The organism is Pseudogemmobacter sp. W21_MBD1_M6 (assembly GCF_052119585.1).
Taxonomy (GTDB): domain Bacteria; phylum Pseudomonadota; class Alphaproteobacteria; order Rhodobacterales; family Rhodobacteraceae; genus JBGQOJ01.
Genome location: NZ_JBGQOJ010000001.1, coordinates 543,571 through 565,367, shown reverse-complemented (window position 1 = coordinate 565,367; position 21,797 = coordinate 543,571). Strand labels below are relative to the sequence as shown.

20 protein-coding genes are annotated in these 21,797 nt (G+C 60.4%); 15 read left to right on the top strand and 5 right to left on the bottom strand.

The window, feature by feature from the left end; translation table 11 throughout:
* Window positions 1–11: 11 nt before the first annotated feature.
* From ACEN2R_RS02700 to ACEN2R_RS02685, 4 genes are read left to right on the top strand one after another with little or no spacing between them, the layout of a single operon-like run.
* On the top strand, window positions 12–1,364 hold the full coding sequence (locus ACEN2R_RS02700) for a M16 family metallopeptidase (RefSeq protein ID WP_442038943.1): 1,353 nt from the start codon (window positions 12–14) through the stop codon (window positions 1,362–1,364).
* A complete protein-coding gene (locus tag ACEN2R_RS02695) occupies window positions 1,361–2,674 on the top strand; it encodes a M16 family metallopeptidase (protein WP_442038941.1) in 1,314 nt (437 codons plus the stop codon). Before ACEN2R_RS02700 ends, ACEN2R_RS02695 begins: the two co-directional genes overlap by 4 nt.
* 53 nt (window positions 2,675–2,727) lie before the next feature.
* Window positions 2,728–4,554, top strand: a complete 1,827-nt coding sequence (gene mutL, locus ACEN2R_RS02690; RefSeq protein WP_442038939.1) for a DNA mismatch repair endonuclease MutL — start codon at window positions 2,728–2,730, stop codon at window positions 4,552–4,554.
* On the top strand, window positions 4,551–5,726 hold the full coding sequence (locus tag ACEN2R_RS02685; protein ID WP_442038937.1) for a DNA recombination protein RmuC: 1,176 nt from the start codon (window positions 4,551–4,553) through the stop codon (window positions 5,724–5,726). Before mutL ends, ACEN2R_RS02685 begins: the two co-directional genes overlap by 4 nt.
* On the opposite strand, the gene ACEN2R_RS02680 is transcribed toward ACEN2R_RS02685, so the two are convergent.
* A complete protein-coding gene (locus ACEN2R_RS02680; protein WP_442039477.1) occupies window positions 5,723–6,379 on the bottom strand; it encodes a ChrR family anti-sigma-E factor in 657 nt (218 codons plus the stop codon). The genes ACEN2R_RS02685 and ACEN2R_RS02680 overlap by 4 nt on opposite strands.
* Window positions 6,380–6,384: 5 nt before the next feature.
* Window positions 6,385–6,918, bottom strand: a complete 534-nt coding sequence (locus ACEN2R_RS02675) for a sigma-70 family RNA polymerase sigma factor (protein WP_442038935.1) — start codon at window positions 6,916–6,918, stop codon at window positions 6,385–6,387.
* 245 nt (window positions 6,919–7,163) lie between these two features.
* Between ACEN2R_RS02675 and ACEN2R_RS02670 the strand changes: the two genes are divergently transcribed.
* The 5 genes from ACEN2R_RS02670 to ACEN2R_RS02650 are packed head-to-tail and all read left to right on the top strand — an operon-like array spanning window position 7,164 to window position 11,732.
* Window positions 7,164–8,459 (top strand): NAD(P)/FAD-dependent oxidoreductase, encoded by a 1,296-nt coding sequence (locus ACEN2R_RS02670; RefSeq protein WP_442038933.1) that lies wholly within the window; start codon window positions 7,164–7,166, stop codon window positions 8,457–8,459.
* The gene (locus ACEN2R_RS02665; RefSeq protein ID WP_442038931.1) at window positions 8,456–9,220 is read left to right on the top strand and encodes a DUF1365 domain-containing protein; all 765 of its coding nucleotides are present in this window, start codon (window positions 8,456–8,458) and stop codon (window positions 9,218–9,220) included. The genes ACEN2R_RS02670 and ACEN2R_RS02665 overlap by 4 nt, the downstream gene beginning before the upstream one ends.
* The gene (locus ACEN2R_RS02660; protein ID WP_442039475.1) at window positions 9,217–10,443 is read left to right on the top strand and encodes an MFS transporter; all 1,227 of its coding nucleotides are present in this window, start codon (window positions 9,217–9,219) and stop codon (window positions 10,441–10,443) included. The genes ACEN2R_RS02665 and ACEN2R_RS02660 overlap by 4 nt, the downstream gene beginning before the upstream one ends.
* 3 nt (window positions 10,444–10,446) lie before the next feature.
* Window positions 10,447–11,004, top strand: a complete 558-nt coding sequence (locus ACEN2R_RS02655) for a DUF3833 family protein (RefSeq protein WP_442038929.1) — start codon at window positions 10,447–10,449, stop codon at window positions 11,002–11,004.
* A complete protein-coding gene (locus ACEN2R_RS02650; protein ID WP_442038927.1) occupies window positions 11,001–11,732 on the top strand; it encodes an SDR family NAD(P)-dependent oxidoreductase in 732 nt (243 codons plus the stop codon). The genes ACEN2R_RS02655 and ACEN2R_RS02650 overlap by 4 nt, the downstream gene beginning before the upstream one ends.
* Here ACEN2R_RS02650 and ACEN2R_RS02645 read toward each other — a convergent pair.
* The 3 genes from ACEN2R_RS02645 to ACEN2R_RS02635 all read right to left on the bottom strand — a co-directional run bounded on the left by ACEN2R_RS02645 (window position 11,729) and on the right by ACEN2R_RS02635 (window position 14,900).
* Window positions 11,729–12,967 carry a bifunctional folylpolyglutamate synthase/dihydrofolate synthase gene (locus ACEN2R_RS02645; protein ID WP_442039473.1) on the bottom strand — a complete coding sequence of 413 codons (1,239 nt, stop codon included), beginning with the start codon at window positions 12,965–12,967 and terminating at the stop codon, window positions 11,729–11,731. The genes ACEN2R_RS02650 and ACEN2R_RS02645 overlap by 4 nt on opposite strands.
* 32 nt (window positions 12,968–12,999) lie before the next feature.
* On the bottom strand, window positions 13,000–13,950 hold the full coding sequence (gene accD / locus ACEN2R_RS02640) for an acetyl-CoA carboxylase, carboxyltransferase subunit beta (protein WP_442038925.1): 951 nt from the start codon (window positions 13,948–13,950) through the stop codon (window positions 13,000–13,002).
* A gap of 65 nt (window positions 13,951–14,015) precedes the next feature.
* Window positions 14,016–14,900, bottom strand: coding sequence for a CPBP family intramembrane glutamic endopeptidase (locus tag ACEN2R_RS02635; protein WP_442038923.1), 885 nt, complete (start codon window positions 14,898–14,900; stop codon window positions 14,016–14,018).
* Between the two features lie 120 nt (window positions 14,901–15,020).
* Between ACEN2R_RS02635 and ilvD the strand changes: the two genes are divergently transcribed.
* The 6 genes from ilvD (at window position 15,021) to ACEN2R_RS02605 (ending at window position 21,795) form a co-directional block, all read left to right on the top strand.
* Window positions 15,021–16,751: a dihydroxy-acid dehydratase gene (ilvD, locus tag ACEN2R_RS02630; protein WP_442038921.1), complete on the top strand. Its 1,731-nt coding sequence runs from the start codon at window positions 15,021–15,023 to the stop codon at window positions 16,749–16,751.
* A 1-nt stretch (window position 16,752) separates the two neighbouring features.
* On the top strand, window positions 16,753–17,415 hold the full coding sequence (locus tag ACEN2R_RS02625; RefSeq protein WP_442038919.1) for a hypothetical protein: 663 nt from the start codon (window positions 16,753–16,755) through the stop codon (window positions 17,413–17,415).
* A 65-nt stretch (window positions 17,416–17,480) separates the two neighbouring features.
* Entirely contained in the window at window positions 17,481–18,254 is a 774-nt protein-coding gene (locus tag ACEN2R_RS02620; protein ID WP_442038917.1) for a DUF6478 family protein, read from the top strand.
* 11 nt (window positions 18,255–18,265) lie between these two features.
* On the top strand, window positions 18,266–18,649 hold the full coding sequence (locus tag ACEN2R_RS02615; RefSeq protein ID WP_442038915.1) for a hypothetical protein: 384 nt from the start codon (window positions 18,266–18,268) through the stop codon (window positions 18,647–18,649).
* 74 nt (window positions 18,650–18,723) lie between these two features.
* Window positions 18,724–20,748 carry an FAD-dependent oxidoreductase gene (locus ACEN2R_RS02610; RefSeq protein WP_442038913.1) on the top strand — a complete coding sequence of 675 codons (2,025 nt, stop codon included), beginning with the start codon at window positions 18,724–18,726 and terminating at the stop codon, window positions 20,746–20,748.
* Window positions 20,749–20,889: 141 nt separating this feature from the next.
* Complete coding sequence (locus tag ACEN2R_RS02605) at window positions 20,890–21,795, top strand: LysR family transcriptional regulator (protein WP_442038911.1); 906 nt, start codon at window positions 20,890–20,892, stop codon at window positions 21,793–21,795.
* Window positions 21,796–21,797: the final 2 nt, after the last annotated feature.

The following is a 21,797-nucleotide window of genomic DNA, read 5'->3' as shown; positions in this document are numbered from 1 at the left end:
GGGAGATATTGATGAAGCGGATGCTTGGCCTTGCGGCCTTTGCTGTTACTTTGGCGGGTTCCGCCACGGCGCAGGATATAACGACCTACTCCCTTGAAAACGGGATGGATGTTGTGGTGCTGGAAGACCACCGCGCGCCTGTTGTCGTGCAAATGGTCTGGTATCGCGCCGGTGCCGCCGATGAACCCCTTGGCCGGTCCGGCATCGCGCATTTTCTGGAACACCTGCTGTTCAAAGGCACGGATACCATGGCACCGGGAGAGTTCTCGGAAACGGTTGCCGCCAACGGCGGATCGGACAACGCCTTCACTTCGTGGGACTATACCGCCTATTACCAACGTGTTGCGGCCGATCGGCTGGAACTGATGATGAAGATGGAATCCGACCGGATGCGCAATTTGCGCCTGTCCGAAGAGGACGTTTTGACAGAGCGTCAGGTCATCATCGAAGAGCGGAACCAGCGCACCGAAAACGATCCGGGCGCGTTGTTCGGCGAACAACGACGTGCAGCCCAATATCTGAACAACCCCTACGGCACCCCCATCATAGGTTGGCGGCACGAAATGGTTGACCTCTCGCTTGACGATGCGATGGGGTATTACCGTAAATTCTACGCCCCAAATAACGCCATTCTGATCGTTGCGGGGGATGTCGATCCAGACAAGGTGCATGATCTGGCAAAGACCTACTATGGCCCTCTTGCGCCGACCGAAGGGCTGATCGACCGCGCACGGGCGCAGGAGCCGCCGCAGTTGGCGGAGCGTCGCCTGACCTATGCCGACCCGCGTGTTTCGCAACCCTATGTGATCCGCACCTACCTTGCACCTGAACGCGATCCCGGTGCGCAGGAAAAGGCGGCGGCACTGGTCATGTTGTCAGAGCTTCTGGGGGGCAACGGCGCTACGTCTGTCCTTGGGCAAAAACTACAATTCGAAAAGCAGACAGCGCTTTATACCTCGGCGTCCTATGACGGGACCGCGTATGACGATACGACCTTTGCATTGGTGATTGTTCCAAGCGAAGGGGTCAGCCTGCAAGAGGCTGAAGATGCGATGGACGGCGTCGTTGCCGGTTTCATCAAGGACGGTGTCGATGCGGAACAGTTCGCGCGGATCAAAATGCAGTTGCGGGCGTCCTACATTTACGAACAGGACGATATTCAGGGCCTTGCGCAACGATACGGCGAGGCGCTGACATCGGGCCTGACGATTGCCGACGTCAAGGCATGGCCCGATGTCCTTCAGGCCGTGACAGAAGAGGATGTGATCGCCGCCGCCAAGGATGTGTTTAGCGGCAAGAATTCGGTGACCGGCTGGCTTATGCGGTCTGATGATGCACCCGATACTGTGGAGGTCTCCCAATGATCCGTCTGGTTCTGGCGGCATGGACCGTCGTAATGCTTGCCCTGCCGCTGCGGGCAGAGGTGCCCATTCAGGAAATCACGTCGCCGGGCGGGATCAAGGCTTGGCTGGTAGAGGAGCACTCGATTCCCTTCACAGCGTTGGAAATCCGGTTCAAGGGGGGCGCAAGCCTTGACCTGCCAGAGAAACGGGGGGCCACGAACCTGATGACAGGTTTGCTGGAAGAAGGGGCCGGTGACCTTGACGCGCGGGGATTCGCTCAGGCGCAAGAGGCGCTTGCCGCCAGCTATTCCTTTCGGGTCCATGATGACGCTTTGGCGATTTCCGCCAAATTCCTGACGGAAAACCGCGATCAGGCCATAGCCTTGTTGCGGACCGCCCTGATGGAGCCGCGGTTTGACCCCGACGCGGTCGAGCGTGTGCGGGCGCAGGTTGTGTCGGGCATTATGTCCGACCTGAAAGACCCCAATGCGATTGCAAGCTCGACCTTTAACAGGCTGGCGTTCGGCGATCACCCCTATGGATCGTCCAAATCAGGCACGTTGGAAACAGTCGCTACCTTGACGCGCGATGATATTCTGGCGGCCAAGGCGGGCATCATGACGCGCGACCGGCTGTATGTCAGCGCCGTTGGCGATGTGACTGCCGAAGAACTGGGGCTACTGATTGATGCGCTGCTTGGTGATCTGCCAGAGCAGGGCGCGCCGATGCCGACCCTTGCGCCCTACTTGTTGACCGGCGGTGTGACCGTTGTGCCTTTTGATACGCCGCAATCCGTGGTGGTGTTCGGGCACGACAGTCTGGAACGCGAAGATCCCGATTTCTTTGCGGCCTATGTGCTGAACCAGATTTTGGGCGGCGGCAATTTCAGCTCGCGCCTGATGACAGAGGTGCGTGAAAAGCGCGGGCTGACCTATGGCGTTTATTCCTACCTGATGGACAAGGACCAGGCCGACCTGATCATGGGGCAGGTTGCCAGTGCGAATGACCGTGTTGCCGAGGCGATTTCCGTTATCAAGGATGAATGGGCCAGAGTCGCCGAAACCGGCGTTACACAGGAAGAGCTGGACAGCGCCAAGACCTATATGACCGGTGCCTATCCGTTGCGTTTTGACGGCAACGGCCCGATTGCCGACATCATGGTCGGCATGCAGATCACCGGCCTTCCTGCGGATTATATCGCGACCCGGAACGACAAGATCGAGGCAGTGACTCTGACGGATGTCGCCCGTGTCGCCAAGCGGATCATAAAGCCCGAGGCGTTGCGGTTCGTTGTCGTGGGCCAACCCGAAGGCGTGGTTGCGACGCAATAATCGCTAAGAATGGCCGTGGTCGAATCGGACGAGGGCATGCTACAAATTGTGGCATGCCCTCTGTCATACCCAATATCGGCGATACCCGCCCTGTCATCCGTCAACTGGACGACGCTGCGATCAACCGTATCGCTGCGGGAGAGGTTGTGGAACGCCCCGCCTCTGCGGTGAAGGAACTGGTGGAAAACGCGCTGGACGCGGGCGCGCGCCGGATCGAGGTGGCCTATGCCGACGGCGGCAAGACCCTGATCCGGGTGACCGACGACGGTCACGGGATTTCGGCGGAGGATCTGCCGCTGGCCATGTCACGCCATGCCACATCCAAGATCGACGGATCGGACCTGCTGAACATCCACACCTTCGGCTTTCGCGGCGAGGCGCTGCCCTCGTTGGGGGCGGTCGGGCGGCTGACGATCACCAGCCGCGTGGATGGTGCAGATGCCGCGATGATCCATGTCGCGGGCAGCCGGATGGACAAGGTGAAACCGGCGGCATTGCGGTCAGGCACCGTGGTAGAGTTGCGCGATCTGTTTTACGCGACCCCTGCGCGGCTGAAGTTCATGCGCACCGACCGCGCCGAGGCGCAGGCGATCGGTGATATCCTCAAACGTCTGGCGATGGCAGAGCCATTTGTCGGCTTCACCCTGCGGGATGTGACGGGCGGGGGCGAGGGCCGTGTGACGTTCCGCGCCGACGCCGAAACCGGCGATATGTTCGATGCGTTGCACGGGCGTCTGGCCAGCGTGCTGGGGCGCGACTTTGCCGACAATGCGCTGAAGATCGACGCAGAGCGCGAGGGCCTGCACATGACGGGTTATGCCGCCTTGCCGACGTATTCGCGCGGGTCCGCAGTTGAACAGTTTCTTTATGTGAATGGCCGTCCCGTGCGCGACAAGCTGTTGATCGGGGCGCTTCGGGCGGCCTATTTCGACTTTCTCTCGCGGGATCGGCATCCGGCGGCTGTGCTGTTTCTGGACGTCGATCCACAGCGCGTCGATGTCAACGTCCACCCCGCTAAATCCGAGGTCCGGTTCAGAGAGCCTGCTGTTGCGCGGGGTCTGATCGTGTCCGGCCTGCGGCACGCTTTGGCCGATGCGGGGCACCGTGCTTCGACCACTGTGGCGGGCGTGACGCTGGGGGCTTTCCGGCCTGAAGGCGCGCCCGCGCGGGTCTACCAGATGGACCGCCCGTCGGCAGGTGCCCGCAGTGCTGCCTATCAGGCGCAGGCCCCCGGTTTTGCCGAGGCGAATGCCATGTTTGCCCGGGTCGAGGATGTGGCCGAGGCCGAAGTGCCGGTCGATCACCCGCTTGGCGCGGCCCGTGCGCAGGTTCATGAAAACTATATCATCGCGCAAACCAGGGACGGCATGGTGATCGTTGATCAACACGCCGCGCATGAACGGCTGGTCTATGAAAAGCTGAAACGCCAGATGGCGGAAAAGGGCATTGCCGCGCAGGCCTTGCTGATCCCCGAGATTATCGAGCTGTCATCGGGCGATGCAGAGCGGTTGCTGGAGATGGCCGATGATCTGGCGCAACTGGGGCTGGTGATCGAACCCTTCGGGGGCGGTGCGGTCGCCGTGCGTGAAACGCCTGCCATTCTGGGAAATGTCGATGCCAAGGGCATGATCCACGACATTCTGGACGAGCTGGCTGATCTGGGCGACACCCAGACCGTTCAGGCACGGATAGAGGCGGTGCTAAGCCGCATGGCCTGTCATGGTTCTATCCGTTCAGGCCGCTGGATGCGCGCCGAAGAGATGAACGCGCTGTTGCGCGAGATGGAGGCGACGCCGCATTCGGGCCAGTGCAACCATGGCCGCCCCACCTATGTCGAGCTGAAGCTGGCCGATATCGAACGGCTGTTCGGACGCACATGATCCAGATTGGAGAGACCGTATTCAGGTTCGACGACCCGTTGGTTCTGGCCGGTCTGGCAGGGGCGTTTGTGCTGGTCCTGATCCTGACCCTGCTGGTCATGGTGGTTCGCGCGGCCGGGCGTGCGGCGCGGCTGACCGAACCGCTTGCCTATCAGATCGGGCAGTTGGGGCACCGCGTGCAGCAATTGAACGACGGGCAGGTGCATCTGTCCGGTGGGTTGCAGCATGTGTCGCAGACGCAATCGGCCGCACAGGCGCAGATGATGACGCTGATGGAAAAGCGTCTGCAAGAGGTTCAGTTGCGGATGGGAGAAAGCCTGCATGGCTCTGCCCAGAAAACCGCGAATTCACTGGGCGAGTTGCAGCAACGGCTGCTGACCATCGACAAGGCACAGGCGAATATCGAAAAGCTGTCAGGCAATGTTCTGTCGTTGCAGGATATCCTGTCGAACAAGCAGACGCGCGGCGCCTTTGGCGAGATCCAGTTGAATGACATCGTCGGCAAGGCGCTTCCCAAGGACGGTTTCACGCTTCAGGCCACGCTATCGAACGGCAAGCGTGCCGATTGCCTGATCCACCTGCCAAACCCGCCCGGCCCGATTGTGATCGACAGCAAGTTCCCGCTGGAAGCCTACGAGGCGCTGCGCCGGGCCGAGACCAAACCCGATCTGGAGATGGCCGCGCGCCAGTTGCGCATGGCTGTGCGGTCGCACATCAGGGCTATATCAGAGAGATACATCATCGAAGGGGAAACCGCCGACGGTGCCTTGATGTTCCTGCCCTCCGAGGCGGTCTATGCGGAATTGCACGCCAATTTCCCCGAAGTGGTGCGCGATGGCTTTGACGCCCATGTCTGGATCGTGTCGCCGACCACCTGCATGGCAACATTGCATACGATGCGGGCGATCCTGAAGGATGCAAGGATGCGCGAACAGGCGGGGGCCATCCGCGCAACGCTGAAGATGCTGCACCGCGATGTGGAACTGGTGGTTGAACGGGTGGACAAGCTGAACACACATTTCGGTCAGGCGCGGAATGATCTGGAACAGATCAACACCGCAGCAGAGCGCGCGGGAAAACGTGCGGCCCGTTTGGATAACTTCGATTTCGAAGATGTCACACCCGAGGTGGACGTTTCCGGCGTGGTTCCCTTGCCCGTGCGAGAGCGTTAGATCCGCAGAAACTGCTGCGCTATTTTCGGGATCAGACCCCTGAACTTCAGCGGCGCATCCGTTGCCGCCAGACAGATGCAGTCCTGACCCGGTTCGGCCACAGGCGTATGGTTCAAATCCTCGTTTGCGACCTCTATGTCGCCGCGACCGAACCTGTCGGTTGCGTCCTTGAATGCGCCCTGCAGGACCAGTGTCAATTCCATTCCGCGGTGGCCATGATCGGGCACCGCGACGCCCGCAGGAATGTGCAGCAATCGCACGGTCGCCTCTTTTGACGTCGGCAAAATCGCCTGCCGCACGCCCATTCCGATGGACCGCCATTTAATACTTGCGGGGTCGCCGCCGACATACCCAAGCAAAGGCGCCGGAAAAATCAACGGGGTGCCGGATTTCAGAACCGGGACAGGCTGTTCCACCTCATCCGACGCCTTGATCAGATCCAGCGTCGCCTCAAGGCTTCCCGATGACATTTCGGATGTGTCCAGATCTTCGAGCACAGCCCCGCCAACCGCTTCGAACCCCTCCAACTGCGCACGGCAGTCGTCGCACATCGAGATATGCGTCGCGATCACAAGGCTGAACGCCTCGGGCAGGGTGCCGGTCGAGTAGGCCATCAGCAATGGTTCGGTCAGGTGGTGTTTGATCTTCGTCATCATGCTCACTTCATCGTGTGGCGCAGCCGTTCAAGCGCCAGCCTTATGCGGGATTTGATCGTGCCCAAGGGCAACCCTGTTTCCGAAGCGATCTCGCTATGCGACAGATCGCCGAAATAGGCGCGTTCGATCAGTTCCCTTTGTTTCTGCGGAAGCTGGCCAAGGGCCTGTTCCAGTTTTGCGGTCTCTTGTTGCAGCGCAAGAACGTCTGCCTGATCCGGTTCCGATTCCGGCCCCCATGTCAGCTCCTCTGGCTCGGGTCGCCGCTGCTTTCGCAGGGCGTCGATCTTGCGGTTCCGGGCAATCGTATAGATCCATGTCGATACGCTCGCCCGTGTGGGGTCGAACAGATGCGACTTGCGCCAAAGCGTCGCCATGACGTCCTGTGCGCATTCTTCGGCAAGGGCTTCATTTGCCCCCGACCTCATCAAAAACGACTTCACCCTTGGGGCGAAGTGGCGAAACAGCTCTGCAAAGGCTGCTTGGTCCCTATGACTTCGAATCCGGTCAATCTGGTCAATCCACTGGTCTCTGCTCATGCTGGCAATTGCCCGGCTCCGGTTCTGGCTGCGCGACATATCTTGAATGTCGCTTCGACTGTAAAGCGAAGCGATGGAAGTTGCATCCAGTTCCTGCGAGTAGTCCAAAATGTCCAACATGTATTTGTTACGCCGCAAACCGGGGTTTGGATCACATCGGTGCCGACATTTCTTATTGATCCGCTTACGCAGCCCATGCGTAACAGTCACATACGCCGAAGGGGTTTCGGTAAGGAGACGAGTGAATGCCATTTGAGACAGGAATGTCCGTGCCAAAACGGATTGCGGTTATTGGCGCGGGGATTTCCGGAATGGGTGCGGCCCATATGCTGGCGCAGCGGCATCAGGTTGTGTTGTTCGAGTCGGAAAAAAGATTGGGCGGCCATGCCAGAACCGTTTTGGCGGGAAAGCGCGGTGATCAGCCTGTAGACACCGGCTTTATCGTGTTCAACTACGCAAATTACCCGAATATGGCAAAGCTGTTTGCAAAACTGGATGTGCCTGTTGTCAAAAGCAACATGAGCTTCGGCGCGTCCTTGAATGGCGGGCGTGTCGAATATGGGCTGGCCAGCCTTAGTGCTGTATTTGCGCAAAAACGCAATATCGTGAACCCCCGTTTTCTGGGCATGATGCGAGATGTTGTGCGGTTCAACGCCAAAGCGATAGAGGTCGCGAATGACCCCGACCTGACGATCGGCCAGTTTCTGGACAGGCTGGGCACAGGGAAATGGTTTCGCGATTACTATATTCTGCCGCTGTCCGGTGCGATCTGGTCAACGCCGACGGAAAACATCATGAACTTTCCAGCCAAGGCGCTGATCGAGTTCTTCAAGAACCACGCCTTGCTTGGCGTCACGGGCCAGCACCAATGGCATACGGTTAAGGGCGGGTCGGTTCAATATGTCCAGCGCCTTGGGGCTGCTATGTCCGGTCAAGGCGTCGATATCCGCCTTGGCGCCGCCATCGACGGAGTGCGCCGCACCATCGACGGGGTCGAGGTGAAGGCCAAAGGTGCCGAGTGGGAGGCATTCGACGAGGTGGTCATGGCAACCCATTCCGATGACAGCCTGGCGCTGTTGTCCGATGCATCGCAGGCAGAGCGCGCCGCACTTGGCGCTGTCCGCTACCAGCCGAACGATGCGGTCCTGCATGCCGACACGACCGTTATGCCCCGTCGCCGCGCATGCTGGTCGTCGTGGGTCTATTGCGAGGACATGGACAAGACATCGGACCGGATCGACCTGACCTATTGGATGAATTCCCTGCAACCGATCCCGCAAGACGACCGTTTGTTCGTGACGCTGAACTCTACCCGCACGATCCGCGAAGACCTGATCTATGATCAGGTGACCTTCCGCCACCCCATCTATGATCTGGGGGCCGTGCAGGCGCAGGAAAAGGTCCGCGCGATGAACGGCACCAATAACACCTGGTTCTGCGGTGCCTGGATGAAAAACGGGTTCCACGAAGACGGCTTGTCCAGCGCGATCGACGTGGTCGAGGCCATGTCGCGCAACGAGGAAACGGCGGTCGCTGCATGACCGCGACTGTCGATCATATTGCGGGGCAGACGTTTCACGGGCGCAAGGGTGCGATCGGGAACACGTTCCGCTACTCGGTCGACTACGTTCTGCTGGATGCCGAGGCGCCGTTGCGCACACCCTGGCTGTTTGCCCGTAACCGTGGAAATCTAACATCCCTGCACGATACCGATCATGGCGGCGCGCCCAAACAGGGTCGCGGTGCGCCCTGGGCGCGCGATGTGCTGGCGGCGCACGGCTTGTCCGGTGTAACGCCGGGGCGGTTGGATCTTTTGGCGCAGCCCCGTGTTCTGGGGTATGTGTTCAACCCGGTCAGCTTTTGGCTGTGCCACGACGCGGCGGGAGCCTTGCGCGTTGTGATCGCCGAGGTCGGCAATACCTTCGGTGACCGCCATTCTTATCTGTGCCATCGCGATGACCTCGGGGTTCTGACCCGTGACGATACCGTCACCGCAACCAAGGTTTTCCACGTTTCGCCATTTCAACCAGTCGAGGGCGGATATGTCTTCCGCTTTGATATCACGCAAACCCGGATCGGGATCTGGATCGACTATACCTCTGACAGCGGCAGCCTGCTTGCGACGCTGACGGGCAAGCGCAGGCCCTTGACCAATGCCGCGATCCTGCGGGCCTGTCTGCGACGCCCCTTCGGGGCCCGCCGTGTGCTGGGCCTGATTTATTGGCAGGCGTTGAAATTGCGGTGGAAGGGGGCCGCCTATCGCCCGCGACCTGCACCCCCGACGGACGAGGCGACGCGGTGAACCCGCGCGATAATCTGTCAGGCTATGCTTTGTTTGCGGCGATGCTGGCCTCGGCGGGATTGCCGATCTACATCCACGCACCCAAGTTTTATCTGGACGAATACGGCGTCAGCCTTTCGGCGCTTGGCGGGGTGTTGTTTGCGTTGCGGATGTTCGACTTTGTGCAAGACCCCGCATTGGGCTGGCTAAGTGAGAGGCTGCGCTCTGTCCGGGCCATTGCTGTTGCGGTTTCGGGCGTGGTTCTGGGGATTTCCATGATCGGATTGTTCGCGGTTGACCCGCCGGTTGCACCCTTGCTGTGGTTCGCGATCACGCTGACCGGATTGTTCACGTCGTTCAGCTTTCTGACGATAAACTTCTATGCCCAGGGCGTGCAAAAGGCGGCGACACTTGGGCCCCGGGGCCATCTGCGCCTTGCAACATGGCGAGAGACCGGTGCCCTGCTGGGTGTCTGCGCGGCGGCTGTTGCGCCGACCGTTCTGGTGGGGCTGGATGCGGCGCCGTTCACATTGTTTGCGGCGGGGTTCGCGGGGCTTGCCCTGATCTCTGTCTACGCGATGCGCCGAGAGTGGGCGACCTCAGGGGTGGCGCGGCCGGGGGGCTTTCGTCAGGTCTTGGCCGACGGCATCGCCCGTCGCTTGTTGCTGATCGCGCTGGTCAACGGGGCGCCGGTTGCGGTGACATCGACCCTGTTCCTGTTCTTTGTCGAAAGTCGTCTGTCCGCGATCGGGTGGGAGGGGCCATTGCTCCTTCTGTTCTTTCTGGCCGCAGCGGTCTCTGCGCCGGTCTGGGGCCGCGCGGCGGACTTGTTCGGACCAAGGCCCGCGCTGTTGGCGGGGATGGTCCTGTCGATCATTGCCTTCGGTTTCGCCGCTACACTCGGCGCGGGCGACACCCTGCTGTTCGCGCTGATCTGCGTGGCATCAGGCGCGGCGCTGGGGGCGGATATGACCCTGCTGCCTGCCATTTTCGCAACGAGGCTGGCGGTGATTGCTCCTCATGCGGGGCAGGCATTCGGTCTTTGGTCATTCGTGTCGAAATTCACGCTGGCCTTCGCGGCGGTCCTGCTTTTGCCGCTTCTGGATGTCAGCGGATTCAAGACGGGCGGCGCTAATTCCGCCGCCGCGCTGACCATGCTGACGATCCTTTATGCCGCCGTGCCCTGTGCGCTGAAACTTGTCGCCGTCGCACTTTTGGCGACCACCGAATTGAAGGAGAGTTGAGCAATGAGCAGCCTGCTTTTTGTCGGCCTTGGAATCCTGCTGTCCTTGGGCCTGTTCATAGTATGGCAGCGGAACTGGACCTTTGTCGCCCAGACGCCAGAGGATTACGCAGGTTCGGGGCCGGTGTTCGATGTGCGCAAACATCTGAACGGGCCGCTTTTGTGCGAAGGGTTGATATACGGGCCAACGGGGCGCGTTTCGTCCCGGTTCGTGGCGGATATGAATGTGGAATGGGACGGTGACACGGGCCTGATGACCGAGGAGTTCCGCTATGACAGCGGCGCCACGCAAAGCCGTCGATGGACGCTGAAGGTGTGGCCGGATGGGCGCGTCGAGGCCGAAGCGCCGGATGTGATCGGCACAGGAACCGGCAGGCAGACCGGCGCGGGGTTGCAGCTGACCTACAGGATCAGATTGCCTGAAGATTCCGGCGGCCATGTGCTGGATGCGACTGACTGGATGTATCTTGTGGAAAATGGCGCTATTATAAACCGCAGCCAGTTCCGGAAATACGGGATCAAGGTGGCAGAGCTGGTCGCGACCATGAGGAAGAAGCCATGAGAGACTGGAACGGCAAGCGATACTGGTTGGTCGGGGCAAGCGAGGGGCTTGGTCGTTCCCTTGCCGAGGTGATGAGCCGCGCGGGTATCGAAGTGATCGTCAGCGCCCGCAATGCGGATCGCCTGACGGAACTGGTGGCAGACCTGCCCGGCCGCGCATCATTCGTGCCCGTTGATGTCAGCGATGCGGCGTCGGTGCGAAAGGCAGCCAAGGCGGTTGGCAGGATCGACGGAGTGGTGTTTCTCGCCGGTGTCTATTGGCCGATGAAGGCAGATGAATGGGACGCTGATAAAGCAGAACTGATGTGCGACATCAATTTCACCGGGGCCGTTCGGGTAATGGGGGCCGTTATGCCGGGGTTTCTGGCACAAGGCACCGGCCATATCGTGCTGACCGGAAGCCTGTCAGGCTTTCGCGGGTTGCCCGGCGCGATCGGCTATGGTCCCAGCAAGGCTGCGGTGATGGCCTTGGCGGAATCCATGTATGCCGACCTGCGGCACACCGATATTGATGTGCAACTGGTGAACCCCGGATTCATCAAAACACGCCTGACCGACCTGAACGCGTTTGACATGCCGTTCATCATGGACCCTGAACAGGCCGCGAAAGAGGTGTTCGAACACATGAACACCGACCAGTTCAAGCGCAGTTTTCCGACCGCATTCTCGTGGCTTTTCCGCCTCAGCCAGTTCTTGCCCGATTGGGCCTATTACCGGATCTTCGGTTAACCATTTTGCTGCAAGACACGGCCTGCAAGATACAGCGATCCGCAAATCAGGATGCGGGCTGCGGGGTCGGCTTTTGTGATGCTGTGGATTGCGGACAGCACGGTGTCGGCGGGGGTGGCGGCCATCCCTGCCTTCAGGGCGGCCGCGACCGTATCTTCGGCGGACAAGGTGTTGACCTCTTTCGGGATGGAAACCCCGTAAAGATGCGCCGTGTGGGCCGCCAGTGGCGCAAGGTATCCGCCGATGTCCTTGGTGTTCAGCATGCCGCAGATCATATAGGTCGGGAGGTTTGGCAGGCGGGTCAGGGTTTCGGCAATGGCATCGCCCGCCGCAGGGTTGTGCCCACCGTCCAGCCAAAGTTCGGCGGGTCCAGCGGCATCGACCAGCGGGCCGTGCTTTAGCCGTTGCATACGGGCGGGCCATTGCGCGCGGGTGATCGCGGCCTCGCAGGTGTCATTGTCAAAGCCAAGCGTGCGCAGCGCGGCAATTACGCCGCCCGCGTTCTGCACCTGATGTGCGCCGATCAGATTTGGCAGCGGCAGGTCCAGCAGGCCGGTTTCGTCCTGATAGACCAGACGCCCGCGTTCTTCCCAGACGTGCCAATGCTGGCTGTAAACCATCAAGGGCGCGCCAAGGCGGTTGGCACGGGCCTCGATCACCTCCAGCCCTTCGTCCGATTGCGGGCCGACGACGCAGGGCACGCCACGCTTTATGATTCCGGCCTTTTCGCCGGCGATCTGGGCAAGGGTGTCGCCAAGATAGCTTTGGTGATCCAGCGAAACGGGCGTGATGATCGTCAGCGCCGGTTTTTCCACAACGTTGGTCGCGTCAAGCCGCCCGCCAAGACCGACCTCGAGCAGGGTGTAATCGGCGGGGGTGCGGGCAAAGGCCAGAAGGGCGGCAACGGTCGTGATTTCGAAATAGGTGATGCCGATGCCCCCGTTGGCGCGCTCGCATTCGTCAAGAACCTCGGTCAGATAGGCGTCGGTAATCAACTCTCCCGCCAGCCGGATCCGCTCGTGGAAACGCGCCAGATGCGGCGAGGTATAGGCGTGGGTTGTCTTGCCCGCAGATTCCAGACCGGCGCGCAGCATGGCCTGCGTCGATCCTTTGCCATTGGTGCCCGCAATATGGATCACCGGCGGCAGGGTGCGTTCGGGATGGCCAAGCGCCGCCAGAAGACGCCAGACCCTGTCCAGGGTCAGGTCGATAATTTTCGGGTGAAGCGACATCATCCGCTCAAGGATGATGTCCGACGATGTGCCGCTCACTTTGCGTCGGGGGCCTTGGGCGCGTCAGGCTTTGGCGCGACCAAGGCCTCGATCGCCGGTGTCTCTGCCGGTTTTGGAAGATCGGCGGTAATTACCTGCGGTAGACCCATCAGCATCCGGATGATGGTGATCAGTTCTTCGCGCATGAACTTGCGGTGGGTCACGCGGTCAAGCATGCCGTGATCCAGCAGGTATTCGGCCCGCTGGAACCCCTCGGGCAGCTTTTCGCGAATGGTCTGTTCGATCACGCGCGCACCCGCGAAACCGATCAGCGCGTTGGGCTCCGCGATCTGGACGTCGCCCAGCATCGCATAGCTGGCGGTCACGCCGCCGGTTGTCGGGTGGGTCAGCACGACGATGTAGGGCAGGCCGGCCTCTTTGAGCATTTCGACCGCAATTGTCGTGCGCGGCATTTGCATCAGGCCCAGAATACCCTCTTGCATACGCGCTCCGCCCGCAGCCGAGAACAGCACCAGCGGGCGCTTTTTCTTCACAGCCGTTTCAGCGGCGGCGATGATGGCGTTGCCGACATACATGCTCATGGAGCCGCCCATGAAGGTAAAATCCTGCGCGACGGCAACGATCGGCGTGCGGCCCATCTCGCCCTCGGCGGCCAGCATGGCCTCGTGTTCTCCGGTGGCTTTCTGGGCGGCCTTCAGCCGGTCCACATATTTCTTCTGGTCGCGGAAATGCAGCGGGTCGGCAGTGGGCGCCGGCACTTTTATCTCTGAAAAGATACCGCCATCGAAAAGGCTTGCAAACCGGTCACGCGGGGTGATCCCCATGTGATGATCGCAGCTTGTGCATACAAAAAGGTTGTCCGACAATTCTCTGTGGAACAGCATGGTTCCGCATTCAGTGCATTTGGTCCACAGATTTTCCGGCACTTCGCGGCGCGAAAAAAGCGAGTTGATCGTCGGTCGGACGTAGTTGGTAATCCAGTTCATCGCGGTCCGCGTTCCCTTGGGCTGATGTCAGTCTTCCAGATAAGCCGATGTCGAAAGAATTGCAATCAGCGGCGCAAGACACGGCGGCATAACCCCCATGCCAAAAGCAGAAATACCATGTCGACAAGGACAAGATAGGGCAAAGATCCGGTGTCGTCTGCGGAATAGGGGGTCAAATATAACGACAATCCCGTGATGCTGTCGTCAAGCGCCACAAAAAGGACCGCAAGAACGTTGTTCGCAAAATGAAAGCCCCAGGCCGCGCCCAGACTGCCCGTGCGTGCGGTCAGGTCGGCGGCGACCAGTCCGAACAGTGTCGCGGATGCAACGACGATCCACACGTTGCCGCCCGTGCTTGACGGGTCGTAGTGGACAAGGCCGAACAGGACGCTGGGCAGAACCATCCAGACCAAAGGCGACGAGAAACGCGCGCCGAGTTGCTGTTGCAGGTATCCGCGAAAGACCAGTTCTTCTGCGCCCGTCTGGATCAAAAGACCCAGCAGCGTGAGCGGCAGGAGCATCAACCATGTCGTGGGGGCAAGGTTCGGAATGGCATCATACCGGATCGACCAAAGGGCCAGCGACACCAGCAGCAAAAGGGCGACAATCAGGGCCGTCGCCACAAAGTCGCGCACAACACGCGGGCCGTTCCCGAACAAGGTGGCCGCACCGCGCTTTTGCATGATCCGCGCGGCCACGATCGGGGCTGCCGCCATCCCGATGAACGACGCCAGAACCAACAGCGTTCCGGTCGGGGAATTCGTCTCGTTCATCTGCCGCAGCCAATAGGCCAGATCCCCGGTCCCGACCACCAGCCAGACCGCGCCGATCAAAACCCCCAGCGCCAGAATATAGACAGCCGCCATGACCACGACACCAAGCAAAAGCCGCCAGACCTGCGGAAAGGCCTGAGCAGGCTCTATGAACCGCTTGAAGTATGGGGTGGTCATCGCTTGCCTCGGTCTTTTGTTTGGCGCGACGCTAACCTGCAAGGCGCATGGGGGCAATCTGGCTTGTGCATGGGGCCGCACTGGCCTATTCAAAACGCAATTGCGAAACGGGAGAGCCTCATGTCCAGAACCTTCGATAAGTCCAAAATGCCCAGCCGCCACGTTACAGAAGGACCGTCGCGCGCGCCGCACCGTTCCTATTATTACGCGATGGGGCTGGATGATCTGGAAATCCACCAGCCATTCGTCGGTGTGGCGACCTGCTGGAACGAGGCCGCGCCCTGCAACATTTCGCTGAACCGTCAGGCGCAGGCGGTCAAACTTGGCGTCAAGGGCGGCGGCGGCACACCGCGCGAATTCACCACAATCACCGTAACCGACGGCATCGCGATGGGTCACGAGGGCATGCGCTCTTCCCTCGCCAGCCGCGAGGCGATTGCCGATAGCGTCGAGCTGACGATGCGCGGCCACTGCTATGACGCGATTGTGGGCCTTGCCGGCTGTGACAAGTCGCTGCCCGGCATGATGATGGCGATGGTGCGGTTGAACGTGCCGTCGGTGTTTATTTACGGTGGCTCGATCCTGCCCGGTCGGTTGAACGGCAAGGATGTCACGGTTCAGGACGTGTTCGAGGCCGTGGGAGAGCATCAGGCCGGTAATATGTCGGACGAGCAACTGGCGATTCTGGAACGCGTGGCCTGCCCCTCTGCCGGGGCGTGCGGCGGTCAGTTCACGGCGAACACCATGGCCTGCGTCTCCGAAGCGATCGGTCTTGCGCTGCCCAATTCCTCGGGGGCGCCTGCGCCTTACGAATCGCGCGACCACTACGCTGTCGCCTCTGGTGATGCGGTCATGCACCTGCTGGAGCGGAACATCCGCGCCCGGGACATTGTTACCCTGAAATCCCTGCAAAACGCCGCGCGTGTTGTGGCCTGCACCGGTGGTTCGACCAATGCCGGTCTGCACCTGCCCGCCATCGCGCATGAGGCCGGGATCGACTTCAACCTGCAGGACGTCTGCGAGATTTTCCGCGACACCCCGTATTTCGTCGATCTGAAGCCGGGCGGTGCCTATGTTGCCAAGGATCTATACGAGGCGGGCGGTGTGCCTGTGGTGCTGAAAGAACTGCGCAAGGCCGGCCTGATGCACGAGGACTGCATAACCGCGACCGGTCGCAGCATGGGCGAAGAGCTTGACCTGATCACCCGCGAAGCGGACGGCAAGGTGATCCATGCGGTCACCAACCCGATCAGTAAGACCGGCGGCGTTGTCGGCCTGATGGGCAATCTGGCCCCCGACGGCGCGATCGTAAAGGTCGCGGGCATGTCCGAGGAACAGCAAGTGTTCACTGGCCCGGCCCGTGTGTTCGAATGCGAAGAAGATGCGTTCGATGCGGTGCAAAAGCGGAACTACAAAGAGGGCGAGGTTCTGGTGATCCGCAACGAAGGCCCCGCAGGCGGCCCCGGCATGCGCGAGATGCTGGCAACCACGGCTGCTTTGTCCGGTCAGGGCATGGGCAAGAAGGTGGCGCTGATCACCGATGGCCGTTTCTCTGGTGCCACTCGCGGGTTCTGCGTTGGCCACGTTGGGCCCGAGGCGGCGCATGGTGGCCCGATCGCCCTGCTGAAAGACGGCGATATGATCACGTTGAACGCGCTGACCGGCGAACTGTCGGTCGCGCTGACCGACGAAGAACTGACCGCCCGCAAGGCGGATTGGAAAGGCCCGCGCGAGACGCTCTATGCCTCTGGTGCGCTGTGGAAATATGCGCAGTTGGTCGGCCCGACCCGTTTGGGGGCCGTGACCCATCCCGGCGCCAAAGTCGAGCGTCATGTCTACATGGATCTCTGATATGCGGGGCGTCCTGCGCATGGTGGCTTTCGGCGCCGTGCTCGGGATGCTTGCGGCATGCGACGTGGGCACTGGCACCCAAACGACCACCCAGGTGACCGTGTCGTCGGCTGGCGTCACCATAGGTGGCCCTGCCGGGTTCTGCGTTGACAGGCGTTCGACCACGGACAGCAGCACAGGCTCGTTTGTGCTTTTGGGCAGTTGTGCGGCGATCGCGGGTTCGGCAACGTTGCAACGTCCTGCCGCACCGGCCTTGTTGATGGCGTCTGTGTCTGGCGCCGGTGGCGGGGTTTCGGTTGCCGACTCCTTTGCGACGCTCGGCACGTTCTTTCAGTCCGAACAAGGCCGCGCAGCCCTTAGCCGTACCGGCGATCCGGCGACGGTCAAGGTGCTGGACGCGGCGGGGCAGGGCGATGTGTTTTACGTGCATGCGCGCGATACCAGCGCGGCCATAGCACAGCGTGCGGACGAGGAATACTGGCGGGCCATATTCAATGTGAAGGGACGCATTGTGTCCGCGTCCGTCATGGGCCTGAAGGATCGCCCGATTTCATCGGACACGGCGCGTCAGATACTGGACAGGTTCGTTGCACGGATCAGGGCGCTTAACGCAAAGGTCGACGGGGGTGTGACCCGCAATGTCGCGCCGGGACTGTCGCATTAATGATTTCGCGGCGTTTTGCATGCTTTTATTGGTGCGTTGTCCGGCCCGTGGTTTATGAGTGATTTATGTCTATGAAGCTGAACAAGATTTTCGACCGTCTCTTTCACAAGCGCGTCCTGCGTCGGTGGAGCAAGGCCACAAACCTTGCGCCAGAGGTCGGGCTGGACCGTTTGCGCGTTATGAGATCGCGCGCAAAGCAGATTCAGCGTCATCTTGCCCTGGTCATCCATATTGCCGATGCCCGTCTCCAGCTGCCCTTGATCGGCTCGAATGCCATCCAAAGACCGTTGAATGCGGACTGGGCCTATCGGCCTGAAATCTGGCGCGGCCCCCTGACCACGACCGGTATTTCGGGAATAGAAAGCAAGTCGCCGCTGGGCGAAGAGGCAACCGTGTTCCACGATTGCGCGATCTCTGAACTGACATGCCGTCAGGTGCGCAATACCCGCGAACAGGATCTGGCACCCTTTGGGTTGCGGATGGATGTGTTCCGGTTCGACGGCAGCTTTTTGTCGCTGGTGATTGACCTGCCGGAATCGGCTGTCGAGGGGCTGAAGCGCAATCATCTGATCCGCATGGAAACGGTCTGCGAGCTGGAAAAGCCGATCGAGATCTTTGCACGGCTGAACATCAAACACGGCCCCAACACCGATCAAATTGTGCGTGAACTGCCGCTGCACGAACAGAACGTGATGGTCGAGTTCGACCTTGCCTATACCAAGCTGAACGAAAAGCGGGTGGAACGGATGTGGATAGATCTGATCTTTGAAGGTCCGGAAATGAACCAGATAACCCTGCGCGATGTGACGCTAAGCCGTCGCCCGCGGGCCGAACTTTGAAGGGGGCAATCATGGTTGATCTTGTGCTGACCAAGACGCGTATCCAGGCCGGTGTCTGGGAGGGGGTGCTGACTGCCCGTCGCGGCGACGCCTATCAGCCCGACCTGTCCGTCGTCCATCTGGAGCAGGAACTGGAGAACATCACCGTCACGCCCTCGGGGGAACGGGCGCATGAATGGATGGTGCAGATTCCAATCCCTGCAGATCTGCTGACCGATGGCATCCAGACCATCGTGATTTCTGACCGAAGCACCGGTGACACTCTGGACACCTTTGCGATCCTGACGGGAAAACCGCTGGAGGACGATATCCGGTCCGAGGTGGATCTGCTGCGTGCCGAGCTTGATATGTTGAAACGGGCCTTTCGCCGTCATTGTCTTGAGACACTTGGCTAAGTCCGCAGTGACGCCGCGTTGCACGTGACAAGAGTGCCCCGTTTACGCATCTTCACCGCAACGGAGGACTTTTCATGACAGCCTATCCACATCTTCTTGCCCCGCTCGATCTTGGGTTCACCACGTTGAAAAACCGGGTCTTGATGGGGTCGATGCACACCGGGCTTGAAGAAACCAAAGACTGGAACAGGGTTGCCGAATTCTATGCGGCCCGTGCCCGCGGGGGCGTTGCGCTGATGGTGACGGGGGGCATGGCGCCAAATCGCGAGGGCGGCGTTTTTCCGGGGGCGGCGGGGTTGTTCACCGATCAGGACATTGCAAACCACCGCATTGTGACCGACCGCGTTCATGCCGCGGGTGGCAAGATCGCGATGCAGATCCTGCACGCGGGGCGCTATGCCTACGGGCCTCAATGTGTGTCGGCCTCTGCGGTGAAGTCGCCGATTTCACCGTTTCCGCCCACAGCGCTGGACGAGGATGGCATCGAAAAGCAGATCGCGGATATCGCGACCGCCGCGCAACGGGCCAGGGCCGCCGGATACGACGGTGTCGAGGTGATGGGGTCCGAGGGATATTTTCTGAACCAGTTCCTTGTGACCCACACGAACAAGCGCACAGATCGTTGGGGCGGCTCCTATCAAAACCGGATGCGCCTACCACTGGAGGTGGTGCGCCGGGTGCGGGCGGCTGTCGGCGCCGATTTTATCCTGATCTACCGTCTGTCGATGATTGATCTTGTTCCGGGTGGCTCGACCTGGGACGAGGTTGTTCTGCTGGCGAAAGAGGTTGAAAAGGCCGGTGCCACGATCATCAACACCGGCATCGGCTGGCACGAGGCGCGTATTCCGACGATTGCCACTTCGGTGCCGCGACGGGCCTTTACCTGGGTGACGAAAAAGCTGATGGGCGAGGTGTCCATCCCGGTCATCACCTCTAACCGGATCAATACCCCCGACGTGGGCGAGGCGGTTCTGGCAGAGGGCTGCGCCGATATGGTGTCAATGGCGCGACCGTTTCTGGCGGACCCGGATTTTGTGACCAAGGCGGCCACGGGCAGAGCGGCGGAAATTGCCCCCTGTATCGGCTGCAATCAGGCCTGTCTGGACCACACATTCAGCGGCAAGATTTCATCCTGCCTTGTGAACCCGCGCGCGTGCCATGAAACGGAACTGGTGATCCTGCCCGCTGCCGTTGTAAAAACCGTTGCCATCGTCGGCGCGGGTCCGGCGGGCCTGTCCACGGCGCTGGCTGCGGTGGAACGGGGGCATCACGTCACCCTGTTCGACAAGGCGGATGAACTGGGCGGCCAGTTGAATATGGCCAAGCAGGTGCCGGGCAAGGAAGAGTTCTTTGGTCTGGTGGACTGGTATCGCACGATGATCGCAAGGTCCGGCGTGACCGTGAGACTTGGCCATACGGTGATGGCCGACGATCTTGACGGGTTCGACGAAGTGGTCATTGCAACGGGTGTCATGCCGCGCGATCCGGGCATCGAGGGGCAGGACGGGCCGAACGTCCTTAGCTATATTGATGTGCTGCGGGGCAAGGCCCCCGTGGGCCGACGGGTGGCTGTTGTCGGTGCCGGTGGTATCGGGTTCGATGTGGCAGAGTTTCTGGTGACGGGTGACAGCCCGACAGAAGACCTGACTGCCTGGATGGAAGAATGGGGCGTTACTGATCCGGAGGTCAATCGCGGTGGCCTTTCCCCCGAAGGGCCACATCCCGATGCGCCCGTTCGTCAGGTGACGCTGTTGCAGCGCAAAGCCGAGAAGATAGGCAAACGGCTGGGTAAGACGACCGGTTGGATCCATCGCGCATCGCTTCAGATGAAAGACGTGAAGATGCTGACCGGCGTCAACTACGAGCGTATCGACGCGCAGGGGCTGCATGTGTCATTCGGCCCCACGCGGGAAAACCCGACCGTGATAGAGGCGGATACAATCGTGCTGTGTGCGGGGCAGTTGCCTATGCGGGCGCTGGCCGATGACCTGATCGCGCAGGGGCGCAATTGCCATGTGATCGGCGGTGCCGATGTCGCGGCCGAACTGGATGCAAAACGCGCGATTGATCAGGGAACGCGGCTGGCTGCGGGGCTGTAAATGCGCCTTCGGGGATTGGCGTGGTTGTTTCCCTGACATTAACGATCCGCATAAAACCCCAGTATTGTCTGCCCTTCACCGCATTCCTGCCAGAATTGAGCGTGATACCTTGATGGATTAGCGGGTATGCAAGGTAGCACAATGGATCGACTAACAGAAATGGAAGCCTTCGCCACGGTCGTGGATCAGGGTGGTTTCACAGATGCCGCCAAGAAGATGGGCATTTCTAAATCAGCCGTGTCCAAACACGTCTCGTCGCTCGAGGCGCGCCTTGGTGCACGGTTGCTGAACCGGACAACGCGCCGCGTCAGTCCGACAGAAATAGGTCTAGCCTACTATGATCGTGCCCGCCGTGTGCTGAACGACGCCGGCGAGGCGGACTCGCTTGTGACCTCAATGCAATCCGCGCCATCGGGGCTGCTGCGCATTTCTGTCGCGACAGATTTTGGGGTGAACCATCTTTCCCCCGTTCTTGGCAACTTTTTGGCGGAATATCCCGACATCACCGTCAACATGGTTCTGAACAACCGCTATGTCGAACTGATTTCCGAAGGCTTTGATATGGCTGTCCGCATTGGAGAGCTGGAAGACAGCACCCTGCGGGCCCGCAAATTGACCGACACGACAAAACGGATGATCGCATCCCCCGACTATTTCAATAAATTCGGACGGCCCGAAAAGATCGACGATCTGAACGATCACAAGCTTTTGCATTACTCGAACCAGTCCAGCGGAAACGTCTGGAAACTGACCGCACCTTCTGGCGAGAAACGTCAGGTCAGAACGGCGGGCTGGTTGACGGTCAATGATGGTCAATCGCTGTTGAATGCCGCGATCTCAGGTCTGGGAATCGCCTATCTGCCCAGCTTTTTGTATGCGGACGCGATGAAGTCCGGTCAGGTGGAAGAGGCAATTCCAGATCTTCCGCAAGAAACGCAGGGTATCTACGCCGTCTATCCGCCGGGCCGGTTTACCCAGCCAAAAGTGCGGGCGTTCATAGATTTTCTTGTTGGCAGCTTCTCCGACAAAGGCCCGGATATCTGGTAGGC

What these genes read in the sequence shown, in the direction of transcription:
- ACEN2R_RS02680 (WP_442039477.1), bottom strand. Translation starts at nt 6,379, where the DNA reads ATGACGAAGATCAAACACCACCTGACCGAACCATTGCTGATGGCCTAC.
- ACEN2R_RS02685 (WP_442038937.1), top strand. Translation starts at nt 4,551, where the DNA reads ATGATCCAGATTGGAGAGACCGTATTCAGGTTCGACGACCCGTTGGTT.
- ACEN2R_RS02700 (WP_442038943.1), top strand. Translation starts at nt 12, where the DNA reads ATGAAGCGGATGCTTGGCCTTGCGGCCTTTGCTGTTACTTTGGCGGGT.
- ACEN2R_RS02615 (WP_442038915.1), top strand. Translation starts at nt 18,266, where the DNA reads ATGGTTGATCTTGTGCTGACCAAGACGCGTATCCAGGCCGGTGTCTGG.
- ACEN2R_RS02670 (WP_442038933.1), top strand. Translation starts at nt 7,164, where the DNA reads ATGCCATTTGAGACAGGAATGTCCGTGCCAAAACGGATTGCGGTTATT.
- ACEN2R_RS02625 (WP_442038919.1), top strand. Translation starts at nt 16,753, where the DNA reads ATGCGGGGCGTCCTGCGCATGGTGGCTTTCGGCGCCGTGCTCGGGATG.
- ACEN2R_RS02645 (WP_442039473.1), bottom strand. Translation starts at nt 12,967, where the DNA reads ATGATGTCGCTTCACCCGAAAATTATCGACCTGACCCTGGACAGGGTC.
- ACEN2R_RS02620 (WP_442038917.1), top strand. Translation starts at nt 17,481, where the DNA reads ATGTCTATGAAGCTGAACAAGATTTTCGACCGTCTCTTTCACAAGCGC.
- ACEN2R_RS02605 (WP_442038911.1), top strand. Translation starts at nt 20,890, where the DNA reads ATGGATCGACTAACAGAAATGGAAGCCTTCGCCACGGTCGTGGATCAG.
- ACEN2R_RS02610 (WP_442038913.1), top strand. Translation starts at nt 18,724, where the DNA reads ATGACAGCCTATCCACATCTTCTTGCCCCGCTCGATCTTGGGTTCACC.
- ACEN2R_RS02665 (WP_442038931.1), top strand. Translation starts at nt 8,456, where the DNA reads ATGACCGCGACTGTCGATCATATTGCGGGGCAGACGTTTCACGGGCGC.
- ACEN2R_RS02635 (WP_442038923.1), bottom strand. Translation starts at nt 14,900, where the DNA reads ATGACCACCCCATACTTCAAGCGGTTCATAGAGCCTGCTCAGGCCTTT.
- accD (WP_442038925.1), bottom strand. Translation starts at nt 13,950, where the DNA reads ATGAACTGGATTACCAACTACGTCCGACCGACGATCAACTCGCTTTTT.
- ACEN2R_RS02675 (WP_442038935.1), bottom strand. Translation starts at nt 6,918, where the DNA reads ATGAGCAGAGACCAGTGGATTGACCAGATTGACCGGATTCGAAGTCAT.
- mutL (WP_442038939.1), top strand. Translation starts at nt 2,728, where the DNA reads ATGCCCTCTGTCATACCCAATATCGGCGATACCCGCCCTGTCATCCGT.
- ilvD (WP_442038921.1), top strand. Translation starts at nt 15,021, where the DNA reads ATGTCCAGAACCTTCGATAAGTCCAAAATGCCCAGCCGCCACGTTACA.
- ACEN2R_RS02655 (WP_442038929.1), top strand. Translation starts at nt 10,447, where the DNA reads ATGAGCAGCCTGCTTTTTGTCGGCCTTGGAATCCTGCTGTCCTTGGGC.
- ACEN2R_RS02650 (WP_442038927.1), top strand. Translation starts at nt 11,001, where the DNA reads ATGAGAGACTGGAACGGCAAGCGATACTGGTTGGTCGGGGCAAGCGAG.
- ACEN2R_RS02695 (WP_442038941.1), top strand. Translation starts at nt 1,361, where the DNA reads ATGATCCGTCTGGTTCTGGCGGCATGGACCGTCGTAATGCTTGCCCTG.